Raw genomic sequence first — 15,853 nt, forward strand, 5'->3', positions numbered from 1 at the left:
CTCGAACCCGTAAAGGAAAGATCATGCTCCGATCCGACGCGGTCCCCGCCGCAGGAAGTCCGCCACAGGCGGGCAATGCCGATCCGGCGCAGCCGAAGCAGTCGACCACGAAGGTGATCCGTGCCGCGGTCGTCGGCACCATCGTCGAGTACTACGACTTCGGTATCTACGGCTACATGGCGACGATGGTCGCCACCCTGTTCTTCGTCGCCGAAGACGAGACAGCTGCTCTGCTGGGAACGTTCGCGGCCTTCGCCGTGGCGTTCTTCCTCCGGGTGCCCGGTGGCATCTTCTTCGGGCACATCGGTGACAAGTACGGCCGGAAGAACGCCCTGTCATGGACGATCCTGCTCATGGTCGTCGCGACGGCGGCCATGGGCCTGATGCCCACCTACGCCACCCTGGGCGTGTGGGCGACGGTCATGCTCGTGCTCGCACGCTGCCTGCAGGGCTTCGCCGCAGGTGGCGAGCTCGGCGGCGCGAACGCATTCGTCTCCGAGTCCGCGCCCACCCGCTGGCGAGCCACACAGACGTCGCTGGTCAACTCCGGTACCTATCTCGGTTCGCTCGTCGCCTCCCTGGTCGCGCTCGGCATCACCACGCTCTTCACCGAGGAGCAGATCCTCGAGTGGGCGTGGCGTATCCCGTTCCTGCTCAGCGTGGTCATCGGTGTCGTCGGCATCTGGATCCGTAATCATCTCGAGGACACCCCGCAGTTCGAGGAACTCGAGGAAAAGGGTGAGACGAAGAAGCTGCCCATCGCGGAGCTGCTGAAGACGTCGGGCGGAAGCGTCGTCAAGATCATCCTGCTCGGTGCGCTCATCATCGGTGGCTACTACATCGCATCGGTATATGCCGCGACCTACCTGCAGACGACGGGCGGTCTGTCGTCGTCCGTGGCGTTCCTGTCGACCTGCCTCGCGCTGATCCTCGGCGTGATCACGCTGCCGATCTCGGGTTATCTGGCAGACAAGTACGGGCGCAAGCCGGTGCTGTTCGCGGGTAGCGCGGCTTCCGCAGTGGTGGGTGTCCCGATGTTCATGCTGATGTCCGGTGGCACTGTTTGGCAGGCCATCGTCGGCCAATCCGTGCTGTTCATCTGTGTGTCGGTGGTCAACGGTGCCTCCTTCGTCACCTACGTCGAGATGCTCAAGGCCTCGGTGCGATACAGCGGTATCGCCCTCGGAAACAACGTGACGAACATGTGCCTCGGTGGCACCGCACCGTTCATCGCGACGTGGCTGATCGACGTCACCGGGAACTCGCTGGCACCGGCCGGATACTTCGTCTTCTGCGCGCTGCTCACCCTCGGTGCGGTCTTCTTCATCGAGGAGACGAAGGGCATCGAACTCCGCACCGACTAGTCCTGTGGTGCAGCCGGAATTGTCGGAACCCGTCGGGGGCCGACAATTCCGGCATTCCCATATCCGGACCGCGTGGTCCGTGTTTCGATGTCCGGAAGACACGGGTCCCGGAGACACGGGGTGGAGGGGAACGATGGTGAACGGATTGCGACGGATACTGCGAGCCGGAGCGGTCGCCGCAGTGACAGGAGGGATCGCCCTCGGGTGCGCCGGCATCGCCTCGGCGCAGGACGAGTGGCCGGTCCAGCAGCCGAACAGTCCGATCTACGTCTTCGACACGGATCCCGGTGACTGGCTTGCCCCGGACGAGCTCGCCTACTGGAATCCGCTGGTGAACGAGCCGCGGCTGACCTCCCCGTTCGGTACGAACACCCGCATCGTGTGCCAGGGCTTCCACGGTGTGACGACAGACTGCTGGCAGGCCGACCTCGAAGGCCGCCCCCACAAGCTCACCCGTCTGCCCGCGAACCTGCCCAACGTGACGGGGTCGAGCGCACCCGGCGGAGGCGTCGGGCACTTCGTGTATCCGCTCTTCTGATCCGTACGGGGCGTCAGCGGTCGTCCCGTGAGCTCGGGGTGCCCGTGCTCTCGAGGTAGAGGAGCACCGCCCGTACCCGCCGACTGCGGTCGGCTTCGCGCGGCAGGTCGAGCTTCACGAAGATCGAATTGACGTGCTTCTCGACGGCGCTGACCGACATCGTCAGACGATCGGCGATGCCGGTGTTCGTCAGACCCTGGGCGAGGGCCTCGAGCACCTCGCGTTCGCGTTCGGTGAGGGCGGCGATGGGGTCGGTGCGGCGGGTGTTCGCGAACAGTTGCCGCACCACCTCGGGATCGAACGCCGTCCCGCCCGCAGCCACTCGTTCCAGGTCGGTGAGGAATGCCCCCACGTCCGACACGCGATCCTTGAGCAGATAGCCGACGCCACCCCACCCGTTCGTGAGCAGACCGGTCGCGTTCCGGTGCTCGACGTATTGCGACAGCACGAGCACAGCGACCTGCGGGTGCTCCTCCTTGATGCGCCGCGCCGCGTCGATGCCCTCCGTCGAGTAGGTCGGTGGCATACGCACGTCGAGCAGCACGAGGTCGGGCACCTCGCGCTCGACGACGTGATGCAGCTCGACGGCATTGCCCACACCGGCGACCACCTCGTGGCCTTCGTCCGCGAGCAATCGGGACAGACCCTCGCGAAGAAGGGTCGAGTCCTCGGCTATCACGATGCGCACGGGATCCTCGCTTCCACGACGGTCGGCCCTCCGCGAGGGCTGTGTACGGAGAACTGCCCGTCCAGCGCGGCGACACGGCGCGCGAGACCTGTCAGCCCGGAGCCCGTCATCTCGGCCCCACCACATCCGTCGTCGACGACCGTGACCGTCACGACGCGACCGTCCGCCGCGACGGTCACCGACACGCTGTCGGCGCCGGAATGCTTCGCCGAGTTCGTGACCCCTTCCGCAGCAACGTAGTACGCGGCTGCCGCGACATCGTGCGGTGGTTCCGGGTCGATCGACAGATCCAGGTCGACGGGGAGGAAGGTGTGCGCGGACAACCCTTCCAGTGCCGCGGCGAGTCCGTGTTCGTCGAGCGCGGCCGGGTAGATCCGCCACGCCACGTCGCGCAGTTCGGTGAGCAGTGCCTGCGCCTGGGCGACGGCGTCGTCGAGGTCGGCGACGAGATTCCCGCCGCCGCGTTCGGCTGTGCGACGCGCGCGACCGACGTCGAGTGCGAGCGCGACGGCCCGCTGTTGGACGTCGTCGTGCAGGGCGCGTTCGATCCGTCGGCGTTCGTCGTCGATGGCGGTGACGACGTCGGCGCGGGTGCGCTGCAGGTCGCGGAGGCGATGCTGCGTGGCGTCGTCGCCGAGCAGCCGCAGTGCCGTGCGGACGTCCCACTGGCCCACGATCATCGCCATCCGGACGGAGAGGTAGATCATGACGGCGGCGACGAGGAGCGAGACGAGACCGTCGGCGACGGAGATACGACCGCCGGCCAGCAGGACGATCGCCCAGCCCCCGTAGCCGGTCGTGGCGATCAGGACGAGCAGTACGACGATGCCGACGAGCGGACCGTAGGCCAGGCGGACGAGGAAGTATCCGGTCGGCTCCCGATCCGGGAGATCCCGTACGGCCTCGGCGTCGAACCATCGCACGAGACGGGTGCGGTCGCGTTCGGCCGCGCGGCCCGGTCCGTCGGTGGTGCGGCGGGCCGATGCCGCCGCACCCGCCACCGCGGTGACGATCCCGAGCAGGAGCCCGACGACGGCGCGGACCGAGGTCCCGAGTGAGCGCCGAAGGTGATCGATCACGGACCGACCCTAACGGGCGCGAATCGATCGGACACGGCGGACGGCGAACACCGCCACTGCCCCGACCACCGCGACGATCACGAGTTTCTGCAGCACATCCGCGTACGGTTCGACGACTCCCCAGTTCTCCCCGAGAAGGTAGCCGGCGAGTACGAAGATCGAGTTCCACAGTGCGCTGCCCAGAACGGTCAGGACGACGAAGCGGCCGACCGGCATGGCCTCCACCCCGGCGGGAACCGAGATCACGCTCCGCACGAGTGGCACCATCCGGCCGAGGAGCACCGATTTCTCACCGTGCCGGGCGAACCATTCTTCGCCGCGCCGGAGATCGGAGGTGTTCACCAGTGGGAGTCGCTCGACCACGGCATACATCCGTCTGCGGCCGAACGCGCGTCCGGCGAGGTAGAGCAGCAGTGCGCCGACGAGGGAGCCGAGGGTGGTCCACACGACGGCCGAGACGAGGGAGATCTCCCCACGCGAGGCCGCGAAGCCGGCGAGGGGCAGGATCACCTCGCTCGGGATCGGCGGGAAGAGGTTCTCCGCGGCGACCGCGAGACCGGCGCCGGGTGCTCCGAGCATCTCCATCAGCTGCAGCGACAGGCCCGCGAGGCCGTCGAGTTCGTCGGTGGGAGACTGCGTGAGGGTGTGTGCGAAGTTCATGTCCGGAACGCTATGAGCGGCGAACGTGCAGGTCGCTGCGGTTTTCCGCCGACTTCGCGGCGTTCGGGGTGCGGTTTTCCGCAGTCCTGCCGAATTCCGGTCTATCCACCGGATAGTAAATGGATGAATTATCCCGGATCTGCGGTACTGTGACCGCATGTCCGGACCCCGCGACCTCGACTACTGGTCCTTCGTCGAACTCGCGCAGGAGCGTCTGAACAGCAAGTTCGGCGAACATCACCGCAGCGCGACCGAAGTTCTGCTCACGCTCAACCGGGCCTCTGACATCGTCACCTACGACCTCGAGGCCGCCGTTCACCGTCCGCGCGGCCGGTCGTGGTCGGCCTATCGGCTCATGTTCGTCATCTGGCTTGCCGGCCCGATCGAGCCGAACGTCGCCGCGCGACTCACCGGGATGAGCCGCGCCGCGGTGTCGAACCTCGCGAAACCGCTGGTCGAAGCGGGAATCTTGGAGAAGACACCGGTCAGCCACGACGCGCGTTCGGTGCAGTTGTCGCTTACCGAAGCGGGGGAGAAGGAGATCCGCGACAGCTTCCGCGCGCAGAACGAGCGCGAGGAGGCCTGGGTGGAGGTGCTCACTCCCACTGAGCAGCAGATTCTCGTGATGCTTTTGAACAAGCTGATCACCAACCGCAGCCAGTTCGACGTGCGCGGACGCAACTGACGCAGCCTTGTGACCCCTCTGTGGTTGCGCTCACGCCCTCCGTTTAGTTAACGTATTTACTACTTCCAGGCGAGCGACCTTCCCTCGCACGCCCGAGATCCGCGAGGAGTCAGATCATGGCGTTCTACCGACAGCTCGGCGTCATCCCGCCGAAGCGTCACACCCAGCACCGTGACGAGAACGGCAACCTGTACTACGAAGAGCTCATGGGCGAGGAGGGCTTCTCGTCCGACTCGGCGCTGCTCTACCACCGGTACATCCCGTCGGCGATCGTCGACGCCACCGAGTGGAAGCTGCCCGATCAGACCACCACGCCGAATCACCCGCTCAAGCCGCGGCACCTGAAGCTGCACGATCTGTTCCCCGAGACGATCTGGGCCGAGACGGATGTCGTGACCGGTCGTCGTCTGGTCCTGGGCAACGCCGACGTGCGCATCTCGTACGTCGTGTCGTCCAAGCCTTCGCCGCTGTACCGCAACGTCGTCGGCGACGAGATGGTCTACGTCGAGTCCGGTGAGGCCACCGTCGAGACGGTCTTCGGCCCGCTCGAGGCGAAGGCCGGCGACTACGTGCTGCTGCCGATGGCCACCACCCACCGCTGGGTGCCCAAGGGCGACGCACCGCTGCGCGCCTACACCATCGAGGCCAACAGTCACATCGTCCCGCCGAAGCGTTACCTGTCGAAGTTCGGGCAGTTCCTCGAGCACGCGCCGTTCTGCGAGCGCGACCTGCACGGCCCGACCGAACTGATGCAGGTCGAGGAGGAGAACGTCGAGGTGCTCGTCAAGCACCGCACCTCGCACGGCGTCGTCGGCACCCGCTACCTGATGCCGCACCACCCCTTCGACGTGGTCGGCTGGGACGGCTGCCTGTACCCCTACACCTTCTCGATCCACGACTACGAGCCGATCACCGGCCGTGTCCACCAGCCGCCGCCGGCGCACCAGGCGTTCGAGGGCAACAACTTCGTCATCTGCAACTTCGTGCCCCGCAAGGTGGACTACCACCCGCTGGCCGTGCCGGTGCCGTACTACCACTCGAATGTCGACTCCGACGAGGTCATGTTCTACTGCGGTGGCGACTACGAGGCCCGTAAGGGATCGGGTATCGGCCAGGGTTCGATCTCGGTGCACCCCGGTGGTCACGCGCACGGCCCGCAGCCGGGTGCCTACGAGCGCAGCATCGGTGTGGAGTTCTTCGACGAACTCGCCGTCATGGTCGATACCTTCCGCCCCCTCGAACTCGGTGAGGGTGCGCTCGCGTGCGAGGACGCCGCCTACGCCGGCAGCTGGAACCGCAATGCAGGAGCGACGAAATGACTTTCGGACCTCTCCTGACCGGACTGTGCGACGACGCGGCGCTGTTCCCTCCGGGCAACGCCCCGCTGCCCGTCGCCGTCCCCGCCCACGCCGGACACCGCTCGTCCGCGCACGCACCCCTCGTCGGAGCGTTCGTCTTCCCGGCCGGTCGCCTCGGTGAACTCGCGGATCACCTCACGCAGCACCCGTATCCCGGCGAGCTGGCCCTGAGCCTGACCGCACCGACCGGCACCGCCGCCGTCCGACCTGCACTCGAGCAGGTCGACGCGATGGACTCGGTGTCCGTGGTGGCGCTCGAGATCGCGGTCCCCGCAGAACAATCCGTCGACGAACTGTTCGCGGCACTCGCCGAGATCTCCGTGGGCCGCCCGGATGTCGATGTCTTCGTGGAGGTTCCGCGCGACGAGCGTCGCGCCGAGATCCTCGCCCGTATGGTCGGCACGCCCTACGCGGCCAAGTTCCGCACCGGTGGCGTCGTCGCGGAGGCGTATCCCGACGAAGCCGAACTCGCCGCAGCTGTCGGCACGGTCGTCACCACGGGTGTGCCGTTCAAAGCGACCGCCGGTCTGCACCACGCGGTGCGCAACACCGACCCGAAGACGGGCTTCGAGCAGCACGGGTTCGTGAACCTGCTGGCCGCAGTGGACGCGGTGCTGTCCGGAGCCGACACCGACGAGGTCGCCTCCGTGCTCGCCGAACGCGACGGGGCAGTGCTCTCCGCCCGCCTCGGCGCCCTCTCCGACGACCGGGCCGCAGAGGTCCGGCGCCGTTTCCTGTCGTACGGCACCTGCAGCATCGCCGAACCGCTCGAGGATCTGCTCGGCCTCGGTCTGGTGCCCTCGACCGTTTCCCCGATCACCGAAGGAACGAACGCATGACCACCATCGCCATTCCGGAGGGTTCGCTCTTCGGTCTCGACAACCTGCCGTACGGCATCTTCTCCACGGCCGACAGCGAACCCCGCGTCGGTGTCCGCGTCGGAGATTCGGTCCTCGACCTGAGCCGTGTCTTCGAGGACGACGTCGTCTTCGCCGAGCCGTCACTCAACGCGTTCATGGCCCAGGGCCGCGCCCGGTGGGACGAAGTCCGCGCTGCGATCAAGGAACTCGTCGCCGGTGATGTCGCCGACGAGGCCGTCTTCGCCGTCACCGACGTGACGATGCACCTGCCGATCGAGGTGGCCGACTACGTCGACTTCTATGCGTCGGAGAACCACGCGTCGAACCTCGGCCGGTTGTTCCGCCCGCAGAACCCCGACCCGCTGATGCCGAACTGGAAGCACCTGCCCGTCGGCTACCACGGCCGGTCGAGCACCGTCGTGACCTCGGGCGTCGACATCGTGCGGCCGTGCGGGCAGCGCAAGGGCCCCAACGATCCTGCGCCGGTCTTCGGTCCGTCGATCCGCCTCGACATCGAGGCCGAGATGGGCTTCATCGTCGGTGTCGGCTCCCCGATGGGTTCGCAGATCACCCCCGACGAGTTCGCCGACCACTGCTTCGGTGCCGTCATCCTCAACGACTGGTCGGCCCGCGACATCCAGGCATGGGAGTACGTGCCGCTGGGCCCGAACCTCGGCAAGTCCTTCGCGACGTCGATCTCGCCGTGGGTCGTTCCGCTCGCCGCGCTCGAGGCGGCCCGCATCGACACCCCGGTGCAGGACCCGGAACCACTGCCGTACCTGAAGGGCACCGAGAAGTGGGGCCTGGACATCGATCTCGAGGTCGAGTGGAACGGGCACGTCGTGTCGCGCCCGCCGTACGCGCAGATGTACTGGTCGCCGGCGCAGATGCTCGCCCACACCTCCGTCAACGGCGCCGCGACCCGCACCGGTGATCTGTTCGGCTCCGGCACCATCTCGGGCCCGGAGAAGGACCAGCGCGGTGCCTTCATCGAACTCACCTGGGGCGGAGCAGAACCCGTACAGGTCGGCGACGAGACCCGCACTTTCATCGAGGACGGCGACGAGATCGCCATCACGGCCACCGCGCCCGGCCCGAACGGGACCCGCATCGGCTTCGGTGAGGTCCGCACCCGCATTCTTCCCGCGATCGGGGAATAGAGGAAGCAGGTCCGTGCGTCAGCCGGAGCGCCACCGGCCGGACCGATCGGCGATGTCCGGAACCCACGAGGTTCCGGGCATCGCCGTTTTCCGGGGTCGGTCAGTCGACCGAAAGAATGTCGCCCACAGAGCAATCCAGTACACGGCACAGGGCGGTGAGGGTCGAGAAGCGGATCGCGCGGGCGCGTCCGTTCTTGAGTACAGACAGGTTCACCACGCTGACGCCGACCTTGTCGGCCAATTCGGTGAGGGTCATGCCCCGATCGGCCAGCAGCTCGTCGAGATGACACCGGACGGCATGCTCGGTTTCCGGAGGCATCAGACGAGTCCTTCGTTGTCGCGCGCCATGCGGTTCCCGATCCGCAGCACCACACCCACGGCCGAGATCACCATGCAGAAGACGTAGGCGTACCAGAACTCCGGCCCGAGGGGCGCGTTCGAGAGGACCTCGTTCATGTCCACGTCCCGGATCAGCATGTTGGTACCCAGGGTGCGGGGGATCGTGGGGACGAAGATGGTCGCGATCGCCACGATCGAGGTGATCCACACGAGCCGGATGACACCCCGGTCGAACAACCGGCCCCGAGCGAATCGCACGACGATCCCGCTCAGCAGGGCCAGGGCTGCGAGATAGCCGAGGGTCTGCAACGCCTCTCCGGCGCGGAGGAAGCCGACACTGACGGGCGAGAGGGCGTCGGTCGGAACGTCGATCACCGTTGTCGAGGCGGTCTGCAGGTCGACGTCGGTCGGGCTGGACAGCACCGGCGCCGCTGCCGCGTCGTCGAACGTGACCCGCGCGGTCACGATGCCGTCGCCGAGCGAGCGCACGAGGTCGCGGACGTAGGTGAAGAGCACGATCAACGAGGTCAGCGCGAAGACCGTGAGGGACGCCCACAGATCGGTGCGGTCCTTCTTCGACGTCTCGGTGGGGGAGAGCGTGTCGGGTTCGGCGCCCGGGCCCTGGGGGCGGTCGGTGTCGTGGGTGGAATTCATGGTCGTCTCCGAACTCGCAGGACGGCGGGGTTATCGATTGTCGATACCATCGATAATCGTTATACATATCGACAAACGATATGTCCAGAGGCGACGGGCTCCCGCCGGTCCTGGTCGGAGCGGATCAGGGCAGGCGACGCTCGATCGCGTCCCGCGCTGCCAGTGCCTTCGCGCCGTAGTCGGGGAAGAGGTCGGGCGTCAGTCGCGAGGCCGGGCCCGAGATGCTGAAGCAACCGCGCACGGCGCCACCGCGCCCACGCAGCGCGACGGCGACGGCGGCGATGCCGTCGTGCAGACCCTGTTCGGTCACGGCGTACCCGCGGGCGCGGATCTCGGCGATCTCCTCGCGCAGCGCCGCCGGGTCGGTGACGGTGTGCTCGGTCAGCGAGGGAAGCTCGGTGGCGAGGAAGTCCTCGATCCGCGCGTCGGGCAGCGACGCGAGATAGGCCTTGCCGGTGGACGCGGCGTGCAGGGGCAGGCGCGTACCGAGCGCCAGGAAGGCGCGGAGTTGATGGGCGCTGTCGAGCCGCTCGATCAGGACCAGTTCGTTCCCGTCCGGCACGGCGAGATGGATCGTCTCACCCGTCTCCGCCTGCAGGCGGTTCAGTTCGGGCAGTGCGACCTCGCGCAGGTCGTCGCCGGACGACATCGCACTGCCCAGGCTGAACGCGCGGCCGGTGATGACCCACTGCCCGGCGTTCGCCGTCGAGGGCCGCAGCCAGCCGGCTTCGGCGAGGGTCCTGAGGCACCGCTGCACGGTGCTCTTGGGGACGTCGAGGCGCTTGCTCAACTCCGAGAGCCCGACCGGTTGCGTGGTCGCGACCTCCTCGAACACGCGGAGTGCGGTGAGAACGCTGTTCATCGGAACCTTTCGCGCGTCGTTGACGGCAGGCGTCACGGGTTATAGGTTGAGCCGGACCGCATCGTAGCACGGCGGTCCACAATGTGGACCAGACGCTGCGCGACACCGTCCGGCAGGACGTCGAGAAGGGACCCACCGATGACCACCACCACGCCCGTGCCGTTGCTGACCTCGCTCACCGAGTCCGGAGCAGGTGGCGACGACCGCAACGCCGTCCGCGTCGGAGACGTCTCGCTCACCCGATCCGAACTGATCGCGGCCGCCGCCGCGGTGGCCGACGAGGTCGCCGGTTCCTCACGGGTCGCCATCGACGCCACCGCGAGCATCGAGACGGTGATCGCCACGACCGGATGCCTCATGGCCGGTGTGGCCGCGGTGCCCGTGCCGCCGGATTCCGGCCCGGCCGAGCGCGCGCACATCCTGAAGGACTCGGGTGCGCAGGTATGGCTCGGCACCGCCCCCGACGACGTCACCCTGCCTGCGATCCCGGTCGACGCGAGCGCGCGTTCGTCGTCCTCGCACGCCGAGGCCGATCCGGGTAGCGCTGCGATGATCATGTACACCTCGGGAACCACCGGTGCCCCCAAGGGAGTCGTGCTCTCGCGGTCCGCCGTGGCGGCCGGTCTCGACGGTCTCGCCGAGGCGTGGAACTGGACGTCCGACGACACACTCGTCCACGGACTTCCGCTGTTCCACGTCCACGGACTCATCCTCGGTGTCGTCGGCGCGCTCCGGCAGGGCTCGCCACTCGTGCACACCGTGCGACCCAAGCCCGAAGCCTATGCGGCAGCCGGTGGTTCGCTGTACTTCGGTGTTCCCACCGTGTGGTCGCGGGTCGTCGCCGATGAATCGTCCGCTCGCGCACTGTCGTCCGCGCGACTCCTGGTGTCGGGCAGTGCACCCCTGCCCGTGCCTGTCTTCGAGCGCATGCTCGCCCTCACCGGCTCCGCGCCGATCGAGCGGTACGGGATGAGCGAAACGATCATCACGATCAGCACCCGCCACGACGGTGAGCGCCGGCCCGGCTGGGTGGGTCTGCCGATCGCCGGGGTCTCCACCCGCCTGCGCGACCAGGCCGGCAACCTCGTGGCGCACGACGGCGAAACCCTCGGCCGGCTGGAGGTTTCCGGTGCGACGCTGTTCGACGGCTACCTGAACAATCCCGAGAAGACCGCGGAGTCGATGACCGAGGACGGCTGGTTCAGGACCGGCGACATCGCCGTGATCGACGACCAGGGCTTCCACCGCATCGTCGGCCGCGAATCGGTCGACATGATCAAGTCCGGCGGCTACCGGATCGGCGCCGGCGAGGTGGAGCATGCGCTGCTGAACCATCCGGGCGTGCAGGAGGCCGCGGTGGTGGGTGTGCCGGACGACGATCTCGGACAGCGGATCGTCGCCTACGTCGTCGGGGATCTCCGTGATCCGAGCGAACTCTCGGACTTCGTCGCGCAGACCCTCTCGATCCACAAGCGTCCCCGCGAGATCCGTACCGTCGACGCTCTTCCGCGCAACGCCATGGGCAAGGTGCAGAAGAAGATCCTCGTCGAGGATTACCTCGCCGGGAAGTGACCGGTTTACCCGATCCCGACTTCGTCGCCGACGGTGATGTCGCCGGGAGTCAGGACGGTCGCGTAGACACCGATGCACGGCATCGGCTTGCCCTTCGGCACATTGGGCACCTGATGCGCGTGCGTCACCTCACGCAGCATGTCGCGCCGCGCGGGAACCTCCTGATGGGGGAGCGTCACCATGACGCACCGCGCGGTGCGCTTGTGCGGTTCGAGGACCACCGAGCCCACCGACACCCGTCGGCCGATCCATTCGTCCTCCACGAAACCGGTCGTGTCCGGAGTGTCGACGACCAGCTGCGGCCGGAACCGCCGCAACGCCACATCGGCGGGGTCGCCGGTGCCGAGCGCCTCCACCGCGGATCGGGAGACGAGATGCAGCGGCGCCTCGTCGTAGGTGCGGTCGCGCGGTTCGAGCCGCACGTCGTGACCGACCAGCTTCGACAGCAGGTCGTCGACCTCGGGATCGTCGCCGCGCACCACCGTGCCGTCGGCCAGCGTCAGTTCGAGTGCCGCCGGATCGCGGGGGTCGTCGTCGCTCAGAAGTCGCGCCGAGCAGGTCAGCAGCAGCCCGTAGCGGCGGAAACGTTTCGCACTCGCGATGTTTCCGGATTCGGCGTCGACCAGCGCCCACAGGTGATCGCCGCGCAGGCCGTCCGCTTCGATCGCTGCGGCGTCGATCCGTTCACCCCCGAACGACTTCACCGGATAACGCCACAACTGATCGATACGCACGACTCGCGAGCATACGGGGACCGGAGCGGCCGCGGGGCGGGCCCGATCCGTCGGTCCGAAACACGCCCGGGTATGACCTGAACCACAGTGTGGCTAGGGTGACGGTCATGACGGAGAACACGACACGACGATGGGGCCTGACCGTCCCGCTCGACGGCATCCCCCTGCCCGACCAGCGACGCATCATCGAAGAGCTCCCAGACCTCGGGTACACGGACGTGTGGTCGTCCGAGGCCGGCGCCGCCGATGCGTTCACCCCGCTCACCCTGGCGAGCGTGTGGGCTCCCGGCCTGCGCCTGGGTACCGCGATCGTCCCCGTCTACACCCGCGGCCCCGCGACGCTGGCCATGTCCGCCGCGAGTCTCGCCGCGGCCGCACCCGGCCGCTTCGTGCTCGGGGTGGGCACCTCCTCCGACGTCATCGTGGAGAAGTGGAACGGCATCCCCTTCGAAGAACCGTTCAAGCGCGCCCGCGACACCCTGCGGTTCCTGCGTGCGGCCCTGTCGGGGGAGAAGGTCTCCGAGAAGTACGACACCTTCGCGGTCGACGGCTTCCGGGCCGGCGTCGTACCCGACCCGATGCCGCCGGTACTGCTGGCAGCACTACGGCCGGGCATGCTGCGTCTGGCCGGACGTGAGGCCGACGGGGCCATCATCAACTGGCTCTCCGCCGACGACGTCCGCACCGTGGCGCCCTACGTCCACGAGGGCGGCGAGAACAAGGAGATCGTCGCGCGGATCTTCGTGCTCCCCGGCTTCGACACCGAGACCGCCCGCGCCATCGGCCGACGCATGATCGCCGCCTACATGAACGTCCCCGTCTACCGGGCCTTCCACGAATTCCTCGGCCGTTCGGACGATTTCGCCGGCATGTGGAAGGCATGGGCGGAAGGCGACCGCAAGGCCGCCCTCGAAGCGATCCCGGACCACGTCGTGGACGCCCTCGTGATCCACGGCGAACCCGAGGCATGCCGCGAGCACGTGGAGCGCTACGTCGAGGCGGGCGTGACCACCCCGGCCATCGCCCTGGTGCCCTCGGGCGATCCCGCGCCGATGATCCGGGCGCTCGCTCCGCGCTGACGACCGGACGTCACGATTCGATGTCGGCGGTTAACGGCACCGGAGGATGACGCGACAACTCCTGCAGATGCGCTGTGCAGGAGGCGAGATGGCCGAGCCGACATCGAGTCCGGACCCGAACACGATCACTCGTGTGACCGTCGTCGCCGATGACGGAGTGTCGTTGGCCGCCACGATGACCGGACCACGGGATGCGGATCTGACCCTCGTGTGCCTGCACGGGCACTGCCAGGACGCCGCGAGCTGGGATGCCGTCTGCGAATCGGTGGACATGCCGGGTCTGCGCATCGTCCGCTACGACCAGCGAGGACACGGTCGTTCCGGGACCGGCGACGCCACCGCGTGCACGGTCTCCGGGATGTCGGACGATCTCGATGCGGTGCTCCGGACCCTCGCGCCGGACGGACCGGTGGTGCTGGTGGGATATTCGATGGGCGGCATGGTCGCGCTGTCCTACGCCCGTCGTCACCCCGATGCAGTCGGCGGCCGCATCGTGGGTGCGGGTCTGATCGCCACCGCCGCATCGGGACTCGCGGACGGCGGTATCGGACGCTATCTACGCCATCCCGCCGCCTCCATCGTGCACCGGGCGGTGTCGCGCGTACCTCGCGTGATGGAACTGTCGAAGCGCGCCGGAGGCCGCGTGTGCACGGTCGCCGCCCGCAGGCGCACGGAGGAATCGTGGTTGCGGGTGGTCGGGTCGGCGCTGTCGAACGAGACGTCGGTCGTCACCTGGTCGCGGCTGCTGGCCGACTTCGCGGTGCTCGACGAGTCCGCCGCCCTCGATGTGCTCGCGAGAGTGCCGGTGGTCGTCGCGGCGGGCACGGAGGACGTCTTCGTGCCTTTGTCGTTGTCGGAGGCGATGGCGGCGCGACTGCCGCACGCGAACCTCGTGCGGTTCGTCGGTGCCGGTCACCGGGTTCTCGCCGACCGTCCCGAGGAGGTCGCTCGCGCGCTGTCGGATCTGCTCGGGCAGGTCCGCGCCCCGGAACCTGTCGGCCTGGAACCCGTCGGCCTCGCTCAGCGTGAGCCGACGAGGGTCGCTTCCTGATCGGCGAGCAGTTTCCGGGGGACGAGCGCGAGCACGAGCAGCGCCACGGCGACCGCAAAGCATGCGACGAACCCGATGTGAGGTGCGGCGAGCGAGATGACGAAGGGCACCGCGAAGCCCAGATAGATCAGGCAGTAGAAGACGGCAACGGTCTGTGCCAGCTCGTCCGGCGGAGCGATGTGCTCGACGGTGACGAGACCGGAGACGAGCAGCATGCCGTACCCCCCGCCGAGGAGGACGGCGGTGACGAGGACGGCGAGCACCGATACCGGGCCGTCGCCGAGCACCGCGACGCCGGCGGTCACGAAGCCGAGCACCCCCAGGCCCACCCCGGTCCACACGCCGCGATCCTCACCGTGCCGGGTGATGCGTCGGGCCACGGGCTGGATCAACGCACCGGTGAGCAGGGTCAGGGCGGCGACCACACCGGTGAACGCGACGGCCACGCTGTCCACCCGATCCGAGACGATCGGCGGCATCGTCGCGAACGAGACGGTCGCGCATCCGAAGACCCACGGAGCCCACGGCACGACACCCCACCGGAAACGCGGGGACGACAGGGTGGACAGGCGCCACGAGCCCTGCACGGTGCGGGGCCGGTGCGCGTCGGGGACGGCCCACACCAGCACCACCGCGACCACCATCAGAGCGATGTGCACGAGATAGGGCAGGCGGTCGGGAGTGGGGAGCCACTGCGCGATGAGACCGGCGAACAGGGCACCGCTGCCGAATCCCGCCGACAGTGAGACGGCGGCCCGGCGCGCTCCCACACCCGGACCCTCACTCAGTTCCTTCATCCACGCGGTGCCGGCTCCGAACGCCATCCCGGATGCCAATCCGGCGAGGACCCGGCCGACATACAGCAGCGCAGGGATGTCGGCGCCGAGAAGCAGGACGATCGACGACACGATGCTCACCGGGATCATCGCCCGGATCACCGGACGACGCCCGATCCGGTCGGCCACGCGCCCGAAGTAGAGCAGGGCGGGAATCAACCCGAGGATGTAGGAGCCGAGCATGGCGGTGAACGAGTCGCTGCCGAGTCCCAGGTGGTCGCGGTAGACGAGCTGCATCGGGGCGAACTGATTGGCGCCCCAGCTCACCGCGAACACGGCGAACGCGAGACGAGCCCAGGACGGAATCATTCCCCGATCCTCTCAGGCCAGTTCC

The 15,853-nt window shown here is 68.0% G+C and carries 17 protein-coding genes; 9 read left to right on the top strand and 8 right to left on the bottom strand.

Annotated features, from left to right (window positions below; translation table 11 throughout):
- The first annotated feature begins 23 nt into the window (after nt 1-23).
- Both ACNJ7K_RS08875 and ACNJ7K_RS08880 read left to right on the top strand, forming a co-directional pair.
- Nucleotides 24-1,364: an MFS transporter gene (locus ACNJ7K_RS08875; protein WP_120280636.1), complete on the top strand. Its 1,341-nt coding sequence runs from the start codon at nt 24-26 to the stop codon at nt 1,362-1,364.
- A 133-nt stretch (nt 1,365-1,497) separates the two neighbouring features.
- Nucleotides 1,498-1,902, top strand: a complete 405-nt coding sequence (locus tag ACNJ7K_RS08880; protein ID WP_487041495.1) for a hypothetical protein — start codon at nt 1,498-1,500, stop codon at nt 1,900-1,902.
- A 13-nt stretch (nt 1,903-1,915) separates the two neighbouring features.
- Here the strand turns inward: ACNJ7K_RS08880 and ACNJ7K_RS08885 are convergent, their stop codons facing one another.
- Genes ACNJ7K_RS08885 through ACNJ7K_RS08895 form a run of 3 tightly spaced genes read right to left on the bottom strand, consistent with a single transcriptional unit; the run spans nt 1,916 to nt 4,329 of the window.
- A complete protein-coding gene (locus tag ACNJ7K_RS08885; protein ID WP_230790138.1) occupies nt 1,916-2,590 on the bottom strand; it encodes a response regulator transcription factor in 675 nt (224 codons plus the stop codon).
- Nucleotides 2,578-3,669 carry a sensor histidine kinase gene (locus ACNJ7K_RS08890; RefSeq protein WP_487041496.1) on the bottom strand — a complete coding sequence of 364 codons (1,092 nt, stop codon included), beginning with the start codon at nt 3,667-3,669 and terminating at the stop codon, nt 2,578-2,580. Before ACNJ7K_RS08890 ends, ACNJ7K_RS08885 begins: the two co-directional genes overlap by 13 nt.
- 9 nt (nt 3,670-3,678) lie before the next feature.
- Entirely contained in the window at nt 3,679-4,329 is a 651-nt protein-coding gene (locus ACNJ7K_RS08895; RefSeq protein WP_230790146.1) for a DedA family protein, read from the bottom strand.
- A 157-nt stretch (nt 4,330-4,486) separates the two neighbouring features.
- On the opposite strand from ACNJ7K_RS08895, the gene ACNJ7K_RS08900 reads away from it, so the two are divergent.
- The 4 genes from ACNJ7K_RS08900 to fahA all read left to right on the top strand — a co-directional run bounded on the left by ACNJ7K_RS08900 (nt 4,487) and on the right by fahA (nt 8,392).
- Nucleotides 4,487-5,014 carry a MarR family winged helix-turn-helix transcriptional regulator gene (locus ACNJ7K_RS08900; RefSeq protein ID WP_016692512.1) on the top strand — a complete coding sequence of 176 codons (528 nt, stop codon included), beginning with the start codon at nt 4,487-4,489 and terminating at the stop codon, nt 5,012-5,014.
- A gap of 116 nt (nt 5,015-5,130) precedes the next feature.
- Complete coding sequence (locus tag ACNJ7K_RS08905) at nt 5,131-6,333, top strand: homogentisate 1,2-dioxygenase (RefSeq protein WP_120280633.1); 1,203 nt, start codon at nt 5,131-5,133, stop codon at nt 6,331-6,333.
- On the top strand, nt 6,330-7,211 hold the full coding sequence (locus ACNJ7K_RS08910) for a hypothetical protein (RefSeq protein ID WP_159417325.1): 882 nt from the start codon (nt 6,330-6,332) through the stop codon (nt 7,209-7,211). Before ACNJ7K_RS08905 ends, ACNJ7K_RS08910 begins: the two co-directional genes overlap by 4 nt.
- Nucleotides 7,208-8,392, top strand: a complete 1,185-nt coding sequence (gene fahA / locus ACNJ7K_RS08915) for a fumarylacetoacetase (RefSeq protein ID WP_159417326.1) — start codon at nt 7,208-7,210, stop codon at nt 8,390-8,392. Before ACNJ7K_RS08910 ends, fahA begins: the two co-directional genes overlap by 4 nt.
- A gap of 100 nt (nt 8,393-8,492) precedes the next feature.
- On the opposite strand, the gene ACNJ7K_RS08920 is transcribed toward fahA, so the two are convergent.
- From ACNJ7K_RS08920 to ACNJ7K_RS08930, 3 genes are all read right to left on the bottom strand, one after another.
- Nucleotides 8,493-8,711, bottom strand: coding sequence for a helix-turn-helix domain-containing protein (locus ACNJ7K_RS08920; RefSeq protein ID WP_064256486.1), 219 nt, complete (start codon nt 8,709-8,711; stop codon nt 8,493-8,495).
- Complete coding sequence (locus ACNJ7K_RS08925) at nt 8,711-9,385, bottom strand: hypothetical protein (protein WP_159417327.1); 675 nt, start codon at nt 9,383-9,385, stop codon at nt 8,711-8,713. The genes ACNJ7K_RS08920 and ACNJ7K_RS08925 overlap by 1 nt, the downstream gene beginning before the upstream one ends.
- A 124-nt stretch (nt 9,386-9,509) precedes the next feature.
- On the bottom strand, nt 9,510-10,283 hold the full coding sequence (locus tag ACNJ7K_RS08930) for an IclR family transcriptional regulator (protein ID WP_225623666.1): 774 nt from the start codon (nt 10,281-10,283) through the stop codon (nt 9,510-9,512).
- A 102-nt stretch (nt 10,284-10,385) separates the two neighbouring features.
- Between ACNJ7K_RS08930 and ACNJ7K_RS08935 the strand changes: the two genes are divergently transcribed.
- Nucleotides 10,386-11,819 (top strand): acyl-CoA synthetase, encoded by a 1,434-nt coding sequence (locus ACNJ7K_RS08935; RefSeq protein WP_230790148.1) that lies wholly within the window; start codon nt 10,386-10,388, stop codon nt 11,817-11,819.
- 5 nt (nt 11,820-11,824) lie between these two features.
- On the opposite strand, the gene ACNJ7K_RS08940 is transcribed toward ACNJ7K_RS08935, so the two are convergent.
- On the bottom strand, nt 11,825-12,553 hold the full coding sequence (locus ACNJ7K_RS08940) for an MOSC domain-containing protein (RefSeq protein ID WP_230790151.1): 729 nt from the start codon (nt 12,551-12,553) through the stop codon (nt 11,825-11,827).
- 107 nt (nt 12,554-12,660) lie between these two features.
- Here ACNJ7K_RS08940 and ACNJ7K_RS08945 point away from each other — a divergent pair, with 107 nt between their 5' ends.
- A complete protein-coding gene (locus tag ACNJ7K_RS08945) occupies nt 12,661-13,632 on the top strand; it encodes an LLM class F420-dependent oxidoreductase (protein WP_487041497.1) in 972 nt (323 codons plus the stop codon).
- A gap of 88 nt (nt 13,633-13,720) precedes the next feature.
- Nucleotides 13,721-14,683, top strand: coding sequence for an alpha/beta fold hydrolase (locus tag ACNJ7K_RS08950; protein ID WP_487041498.1), 963 nt, complete (start codon nt 13,721-13,723; stop codon nt 14,681-14,683).
- Here the strand turns inward: ACNJ7K_RS08950 and ACNJ7K_RS08955 are convergent.
- On the bottom strand, nt 14,653-15,828 hold the full coding sequence (locus tag ACNJ7K_RS08955; RefSeq protein WP_487041499.1) for an MFS transporter: 1,176 nt from the start codon (nt 15,826-15,828) through the stop codon (nt 14,653-14,655). The genes ACNJ7K_RS08950 and ACNJ7K_RS08955 overlap by 31 nt on opposite strands.
- Between the last annotated feature and the right edge of the window lie 25 nt (nt 15,829-15,853).

It is taken from the genome of Rhodococcus shunpengi (assembly GCF_048381395.1).
Lineage (GTDB): Bacteria > Actinomycetota > Actinomycetes > Mycobacteriales > Mycobacteriaceae > Rhodococcus.